Here is an 8,137-nt window from a genome sequence, read left to right on the forward strand (position 1 = left end):
GGGGTTTTTTGTTTTATTTCCGCAAGTTTATTCCAATCTCAACTAAAATTAATATGTACAATATTTAATCAAGCTGAGATTAGAATAAGCTGGCGTTTAATGGTAAGCACCAAGAGGTAACCCATGAATTTTGTCGATGAAGTTGAAATTAAAGTAGATGCTGGTGACGGTGGTAATGGCTGTGTCAGTTTTCGTCGTGAAAAATACATTCCAAACGGTGGCCCTGACGGCGGTGATGGCGGCGATGGCGGTGATGTATATTTAATTGCCGATGAAGGTTTAAACACCCTAATTGACTATCGTTTCGAACGATTCCATGCAGCTGAGCGTGGTGAAAACGGCAAAAGCAAAAACTGTACAGGTCGTCGCGGTCAAGATAAATACTTAAAAGTGCCTGTTGGCACGCGTGCAACTGACGCGGAAACCGGTGAAGTAATAGGTGAAGTATTACGCCATGAACAAAAGTTAATGGTGGCAAAAGGTGGTTTTCACGGTTTAGGTAATACACGTTTTAAAAGTAGTGTAAACCGCGCGCCGCGGCAAAAAACGCCAGGCACCTCGGGTGAAGTTCGCGAGTTGAAATTAGAGCTTATGCTACTGGCGGATGTTGGTTTGTTAGGTATGCCAAATGCGGGTAAATCAACTTTCATTAGCGTGGTTTCAGCGGCTAAACCAAAAATTGCCAACTACCCTTTCACAACTTTAGTACCAAACTTAGGTGTAGTTCGCCAAGGTGTAGGTAATAGTTTTGTTGTTGCGGATATTCCAGGGTTAATTGAAGGCGCCTCAGAAGGTGCTGGTTTAGGTATTCGTTTCTTAAAACATTTAGAGCGCTGTCGCGTATTACTCCACATAGTGGATATTGAACCCTTTGACGGCTCAGATCCAATTGAAGACGCAGTGACTATAGTTGACGAACTAGCTAAATACAGCCCAGAGTTGGCTGAAAAACCGCGCTGGTTGGTTTTCAACAAAATAGACCTTATGTTAGAAGAAGACGCCAAAGCAAAAATGGATGAAATTGTTGCAGCGTTAGATTGGCAAGGTCCTATCTATTCAATGTCTGCTGCTGAGCGCAATGGCACACAAGATTTAGTTAACGTATTAGGTGACTGGTTGTTAGAACATCCATTACCTAGCCTTGAAGAACAAAAAACTGAAGAACAAGTTGAGTTCAAATGGCAAAACTACCATGATAGTGTGATGGAATCGGAAGAATGGGACGATGACGATTGGGACGACGATGACTGGGATGATGATGACGATGGCCCAGAAATTATCTATCAAAAATAGCGAGTATTTTGCATGATCATTTCAATGATAGCGGCCATGACGCCACAACGCGCCATAGGTAAAGACAATAAACTCTTGTGGCATTTACCCAATGACCTAAAGTTTTTTAAACAACAAACTTTAGGCAAACCCGTTATCATGGGGCGTAAAACTTATGACTCGATTGGCCGCCCGTTGCCGGGTCGCTTAAACATTGTTATAAGTCGTCAGGAAACCAGCCCTCACCCAGATGTGCAGCTCGCCTCATCAATTGAACAAGCTGTTGAAATCGCTAAAAGAGAATTAACTGACGAACAAGAAATTGTCGTCATAGGCGGCGGTCATATTTACCAAAGCATGCTCAGCCATGCTGACAAGCTATACGTAACTATAGTAGAAACAGAAGTGGATGCAGACACTTACTTTCCTGAGATTGATCCACAAGATTGGCAAGTATCTGAAGAAACAGCCGGCCTAGTAGACGACAAAAATCCACTAGCTCATACCTTTTATACTTACACGCGCCGTTGATGCGGCGCAGCTAGGCTCCCATTTCATTCTGCTGAATATCATTTTCGCCCTTTCCATGTAAGACATTTCTCACACCAACATTGAGACTTATCCCTACTTATCGCAATCCTTTAGAAACAAAAATACATAAACAATTGTATTAATTGACTTTTTAATCCAACTGAACAATATTTAAAATTGATGAATAAAATTAATTTTCATTTAGTTAGTTCCAGACTAACAGTCAATTAAGTACTATAACACTCGTTGCTTAGGAAAAAGGACGCACCCAAGGTTCAGAGCGACACGGACAAAACAGGAAATGGAATATATGGATATTTTAGTTTTCTAGGAAAGAAAAGGTGTAAATGGTCTTACGCCGGTGGAGTTGGAAAAACAAGGTGTATGGATACTAGGGTACTCGGATGGTACTGCTGTTAAAAAGGAATGGATGAAGGATTGGATAACCAGGACGGTATGGAATTTAAGGACACAAGGACAAAATAGCTTAGGATAAGCACCAAGGACACACATAGGAATAAGGATTATAGGAAGTAGGACGAAATGGAGCAACGGCTAAGGAGTTAGCAAGCAAGGAGCAGAGAGCATTGATGCTAGGGAAATGGGATAGCTCAGGACGAGGTATAAGGAAAGATGGGTGGAATCCCGCTGGATGCAAAATAAAAGAAGAATAATACTTTAGGACACACCGCAAGGTGCTTTTAGGGATACACACGACAGGCAAGTCTTCATCAAGGTTAGATGATATGTCTTTGGGTGGCGACTGAGGTCGCCACCATTCACTCTTCTCGCTTTACCTCAAGCGTCCTACTCAATCTTAAACCACAACTTTTCGTTATCATATGGCGTTAAAGGCGGCATATTAGGGTTATCAATTCTAAACACAGTTCGGTTAGCGAGCTGCGCATTTTCTAACGCTTCAGCAACCATAGGGTTTTGATAAAAAAATTGGTCAAACGAACCATCATCTATCATCTCCATCAAACCCGACTCAATCACTTTGGCTAATTTATTATTGTCTTTCGCGACAAAAAAATATGCTGCTAATGGATAAACCAAGAGTAAGTTTTTTTCGACGGTTAAATTAAGCTCGGGACGAGCTGTTACTTCTGCAAATGGTTCATGTACGCCACGAGGAAAAGCATCAAAGCGCCCTCCTTCTAACATATAAAACAAACCATCGTATTTCATCGAAGTCACAACGTCTAAGCCAGCAGACTTAAGCACTTGTGTATCAGCCCACTGCCGCCCTTGTCCTACTTTAAAGTCTTTCAAGCCAGAGAGACTAGATACGCCATTAAATCTTGCCTGCTCTCCGTTTCGAATGATAAAGAGTCTGTGGCCTAATAAACCTTTAAATAATGGAATACGAATTGGCTGCATGGCATTTTCGTAGTCATTATTGGTTCCGCCCCACATCACATCCATTTCACCGGATCTAATGTAATTAAGCATTTGCCCTTCGTTTAAATCAACCGGGGAAGTTTGAATTTTGTATTGATTGTTCGGATCGCGTGAAAGCGCTTCCTTCAATAGTTGTAACTGGTACTTATTATTGATGGACTCTGAATTGTTCACTTTCAAAGTCACTTGTGCGGCAGCAGCAGATAAGCAAATGCCTAAGCTGCATGCCAAGCTTATAACTAGGTTCTTCATTTTGTTTTCCAACTTCGTGTATGTGTTTTTAAACGGGTTATATTTAGCTATAACCAAAATATTATTTTTATTGTATAACCTGCTTAACTATCTATTGCTAAGCATAGCTATAAGTAGTTGATATTAACAAATTATTAAACAATTAAAATATGAAAAATCACTCAGTGGAAATTAATCGAGTTTATTGAGAAATAGTGAAGTAAACGACAGAGCAATCACTGGAATAACCAGTAAATTTTTATTAGCTTAAAAGGATTATTTCGGACTGCTTAAAAAGGAGAGGGAGGGAGCAATAAATAGATTCAAATATTTGATATACAATAAAATTAAGTAAAGTTAAATATAAAATGTTACAACCAGTGTTACTTCAAGTATAAAAGATCAAAACACCTATAATAGTTTAATGGAATTCCATGGTAAAAATTGCTTTTCAACCACTTGTAATATTGAGCTATAATCTGTAAAGATAACAAATAGTTAGCCGACTATATCAAATACGGGAAGATTACTTTGGAAAAAATTATTGCCACCGAGTTAGAGCCTAACGGCCTAGATGCAGAAGTATTGGAACACATTGAGAAAATCCAACTTGATGATTCTATACTTTATTATGGTTTTCCTGTTTTTAAAGATTATGAAGAGCAAACTGTCAAATCTAAAATAGTAGTTTTATCGAAAAATCATGGCTTAATTTTGCTTTCAACATGCACTGAAGCCAATATTTTCGAGGCAGATGATAACTTAAGCCAAGTATACAATTTTATAGAAGCAGCACTTAAGAAAAGCAAACTGTTACGTAAAAATAAAAAAACACTAGCGTTAGAACTAGAAAGTTATTTGGTTTGTTTGGATTCTGTTGACGCAGATGAATTCGAAAATGACGTTGTAAATTCCTACAAATCTATTGATCTAGTATTTGGTGAACTACAATTGGAGACACCTTTAGACGACTTCCAGTTTGACGAAGTCAGGTCTATCATAGAAGGTGCAAAGGCATTAAGCAGACCTTCCAAAAGAACAAGAACAGATGAAGATCCAGCCTCTAAACTAAATATACTGATCGCTCTAGAAAACGAAATATCCAACTTTGATATTGAACAACGCAAAATAGCCATTAGCTTGATCAATGGTCCACAGAGAATTCGAGGGCTAGCAGGTTCGGGTAAAACAGTCGTATTGGCTATGAAAGCTGCTCACATACATTTGCAGCACCCTCATAAAAAAATTCTATTCACGTTTTATACAAAAAGCTTATATGGCCTGATTGTCGATCTTCTAGACAGATTTTACAGGCACTTTGCTGGTACAGAACCAAATTGGGATGTCATTGACGTGCACCACTCATGGGGTGGGAAAAATTTAGAGGGTGTTACCTATAACGCTAGTTTTGAAAACGGTGTTGGGGCTATGACTTTCAGTACAGCTCGCTCGATCAATTTTGATGATCCGTTTAGAGAAGTTTGTAAACATTTGTTACCACACAAAATCGAAGCGAAATATGACTACATTCTTATAGATGAAGCGCAAGATTTACCAAATGAATTTTTTCAAATCTGCTACAAACTATGTAAAGGCTCCACTGCAAAAAACAAAAATATAGTTTGGGGTTATGATGAATTACAGTCAATATTCAATGTCTACCAGCGAACGCCTGAAGAACTCTTTGGCCACGATGAAAAAGGTAAACCGTTAATAGACCTTGTAGCGCTAAAAAATGAATTGACTGGTGGGCAATCTAACGATCTAGTGCTGTACAAGTGTTATCGTAATCCATTGGAAATTCTAGTGACAGCTCATGCTCTCGGTTTTGGTTTATATAGTGATTACCCTGTTCAAATGTTGGAAAACAAAGAACATTGGGAAGATGTAGGCTACAGAGTAGAAGATAAATATACTCTGGATGTAGGCTCAACAACATCAATCATTCGAGATAGAGAGAATAGTCCACTGTCTATTTATCGTCACCAAACGGCGTCAGACCTAATAAGGTGTTTCAAGGCTAAAGACCTAAGCGAGGAGTGCCAATGGGTTTCGGACAAAATTCAGCAATCGATAGAAGCTGGATTGAAACCTCAAGATATTATGGTCATATGCTTTGATGACTACAACGCAAAAAATTATTTTGCAAAATTATCTAAGTACCTAACTAACATTGGTGTTCGGTCAAACAATGTATTGACATCAACCTCATATGCGCCGCCATTTAAAATTGATGACATGGTTACACTTACAACTGTACACAGAGCAAAAGGAAATGAAGCGGCCGAAGTATTTGCTATTGGATTAGATGCTTTGCATAGATACCGAAACACTAGAAGCGGGCGAAACAAAATATTTACAGCCTTTACAAGGACAAAAGCTTGGTTGAATGTCACTGGAATAGGAGAAAAAGTCGATGGATTCTTCCAAGAAATCCGTACAAGCCTAGGCAATGAAAATAGGCTAATTTTTAAAGTTCCAGATGTAGAGAAAATTAAGAGAGATCTGGACGCTAGACCGAAAGAACTTGTGAAAATACAAGAAATGTGGAGCGATTTACGTGAGCAAGGCATGTCAGACCAAGAAATAAAAGATCAATTGGAATTGTGGTCAACAAAAAATATTTAGCGGGAGAGAATCATTTTGAGTGACTTTGAAAAGAGTATTTTTCGTGCAATTGACTTAGCAGACTCATTGGAAATTTTGTTTCAAGCTGGGTCTAGCTCATCTCTAAATGTTTCAAACGAAGTAAAAACTATGACGCGGTCATCAGCTCGTTATCAAGAGATTTACGATGCAATCGTCTCAAAACAACATTTCAACCTTATGTTAAATGACCGCTCAATATTTCAATTTTCTCAGAAAACACAACTACAAAACTGTAGGTTGGTTTTTTACCCCAACCCGTATCAATTTGCAGAGTATAAAAGTTACCACTCAGAAGTAATCTCTTTATACAATGAACAAAGCGGCTTTACTCAAGATGAAGTTGAACAGTTGTTAGCTGAGTGTGATTTTACCTCAGAAATCCCTATCATAAGATACGACCTATCCATGCAACAACATTGTGAAATGTATCACCCTGCGGCACATTTCCATATAGGCCTCCACAGCGAAAATCGATGGCCAGTAAACAGAGCACTAACACCATTTGCGTTTTTTCTAAAGATATTGATGCACTATTACCCCGATATTTGGAAAAAAAGTGCTGATGCAACAAATCCAACCAAGAATGAGTTAGACATTCACTATAGAAAAGAACTAAAAGAGAATTGCCCAAAGATATCAATATACAGCCCAAAACATTTTTCAAACTTAGAGTTGGAGCGTCTACACTTCAGTTGATAAATGCCAACAAACACATTCTTTTACCTATACCCAAATCGGTACAGTAAGCACGAGTACAAAAACCTGCATTATCCGTATTCATTTAACTTGATTTTTAATTATCGGTACAATAAGATTAAAACATCTTAGACTTAAATCGGTACACTTTAAGGATACATTATGGCAAAGGTTGGATATATTCGGGTTTCTACTGTTGAACAAAACACAGACCGTCAATTAGCAGGTTTAACACTGGATAAAACATTTGAAGATAAATGCAGTGGTAAAGACACAAACCGACCAGCCTTAAAACAACTACTTGATTATGTTCGGGCAGGTGATGAAATCCACGTACACGATATTAGCCGCCTAGCCCGTAACCTTGAAGATTTATTGAATATCGTTAAATCAGTGAATGAAAAAGGCATAGCGATTCACTTTCACAAAGAGAACCTTGCATTTACGGGCGAATCAAACCCTATGCAAGATTTAATGCTTAGCCTGTTGGGTAGTGTTTACCAGTTTGAACGTTCAATGATTAAGGAACGCCAACTAGAAGGAATCGCACAGGCCAAAGCTAAAGGCAAGTATAAAGGCCGCCCCACCAATACCGAATTGCACGATAAAATTTTAGAACTGAAAGCGGGTGGTTTGTCACTGCGTAAAATTGCCGATCAGTGCGGTTGCGCGCTTTCAACCGTCCAACGTGTACTTAATCAATCTGAACAATAAAGGGGAAACAATGAGCTTTGTATACACTGAACGGCTATTAGATGCCTGGGGAAATTGGAGTAAAACACGAAACAACCTTGGTTATTCTTCTGTTATGGGTGCCATTGTCGATATGGGGCAAACATCAGGCCGAAGATTATGCCGAACAATGCGAATTACCGATGATATAGGCTTAGCAGTTGATAGAGCAATTACAGCCCTTGAACATAGAAGCCCACAACTAGCCCAAACCATTAAGCTTTATTATTTGGCTGGCCTGACGTTTGAAGCTATTAGCAAACAAATAAGCGTAGGGCGTGAAAAGGCCGCCAAGCTGCTAAAAGAGGCGGTTAGCTGGTTAGATGCCTTTTTATTATGCCTTGGTCTTGCAAAATAGCCCACCTGCTAAAGGGTCGCGTTTAAAACGCTGCCCTTTCTTTCGATAGCTACACAAATCTTTACCTATCCACGATGGTCATCAATTTCCTGAACGGTTGATACAAATCGCTGCCAATCCCAGATGCCCATCATTTTGTTAGACGGTTTACAGAAATCTTTACCAATCCACGATGGTCATTGTTTTCTTAAACGGTTGATACAAATCGATGCCAATCCACGATGGTCATTGTTTTCTTAAACGGTTGATACAAATCGATGCTAA

General features: G+C 39.0%; 7 protein-coding genes. 6 read left to right on the plus strand and 1 reads right to left on the minus strand.

Annotation, left to right across the window (positions count from 1 at the left end):
• Positions 1-123 precede the first annotated feature (123 nt).
• Positions 124-1,293 carry an Obg family GTPase CgtA gene (gene cgtA / locus WSC_RS0108495; RefSeq protein ID WP_016955500.1) on the plus strand — a complete coding sequence of 390 codons (1,170 nt, stop codon included), beginning with the start codon at positions 124-126 and terminating at the stop codon, positions 1,291-1,293.
• Between the two features lie 12 nt (positions 1,294-1,305).
• Positions 1,306-1,803 (plus strand): type 3 dihydrofolate reductase, encoded by a 498-nt coding sequence (folA, locus tag WSC_RS0108500; protein ID WP_016955501.1) that lies wholly within the window; start codon positions 1,306-1,308, stop codon positions 1,801-1,803.
• A gap of 807 nt (positions 1,804-2,610) precedes the next feature.
• Here folA and WSC_RS0108510 read toward each other — a convergent pair.
• Positions 2,611-3,459 (minus strand): type 2 periplasmic-binding domain-containing protein, encoded by an 849-nt coding sequence (locus WSC_RS0108510; protein WP_016955503.1) that lies wholly within the window; start codon positions 3,457-3,459, stop codon positions 2,611-2,613.
• 510 nt (positions 3,460-3,969) lie between these two features.
• On the opposite strand from WSC_RS0108510, the gene WSC_RS0108515 reads away from it, so the two are divergent.
• The 4 genes from WSC_RS0108515 (at position 3,970) to WSC_RS24070 (ending at position 7,873) form a co-directional block, all read left to right on the plus strand.
• Positions 3,970-6,066, plus strand: coding sequence for a DEAD/DEAH box helicase (locus tag WSC_RS0108515; protein WP_016955504.1), 2,097 nt, complete (start codon positions 3,970-3,972; stop codon positions 6,064-6,066).
• A 15-nt stretch (positions 6,067-6,081) separates the two neighbouring features.
• Positions 6,082-6,783, plus strand: a complete 702-nt coding sequence (locus tag WSC_RS0108520) for a DUF2290 domain-containing protein (RefSeq protein WP_016955505.1) — start codon at positions 6,082-6,084, stop codon at positions 6,781-6,783.
• A gap of 162 nt (positions 6,784-6,945) precedes the next feature.
• Entirely contained in the window at positions 6,946-7,497 is a 552-nt protein-coding gene (locus WSC_RS0108525; RefSeq protein ID WP_016955506.1) for a recombinase family protein, read from the plus strand.
• 10 nt (positions 7,498-7,507) lie between these two features.
• A complete protein-coding gene (locus WSC_RS24070; RefSeq protein WP_016955507.1) occupies positions 7,508-7,873 on the plus strand; it encodes an antiterminator Q family protein in 366 nt (121 codons plus the stop codon).
• Positions 7,874-8,137: the final 264 nt, after the last annotated feature.

It is taken from the genome of Catenovulum agarivorans YM01 (genome assembly GCF_000281085.1).
Lineage (GTDB): Bacteria > Pseudomonadota > Gammaproteobacteria > Enterobacterales > Alteromonadaceae > Catenovulum > Catenovulum agarivorans.

Excerpts from the sequence above, each read along its gene's own strand:
- WSC_RS24070 (WP_016955507.1), top strand. The coding sequence starts at position 7,508 with ATGAGCTTTGTATACACTGAACGGCTATTAGATGCCTGGGGAAATTGG.
- folA (WP_016955501.1), top strand. The coding sequence starts at position 1,306 with ATGATCATTTCAATGATAGCGGCCATGACGCCACAACGCGCCATAGGT.
- WSC_RS0108525 (WP_016955506.1), top strand. The coding sequence starts at position 6,946 with ATGGCAAAGGTTGGATATATTCGGGTTTCTACTGTTGAACAAAACACA.
- cgtA (WP_016955500.1), top strand. The coding sequence starts at position 124 with ATGAATTTTGTCGATGAAGTTGAAATTAAAGTAGATGCTGGTGACGGT.
- WSC_RS0108510 (WP_016955503.1), bottom strand. The coding sequence starts at position 3,459 with ATGAAGAACCTAGTTATAAGCTTGGCATGCAGCTTAGGCATTTGCTTA.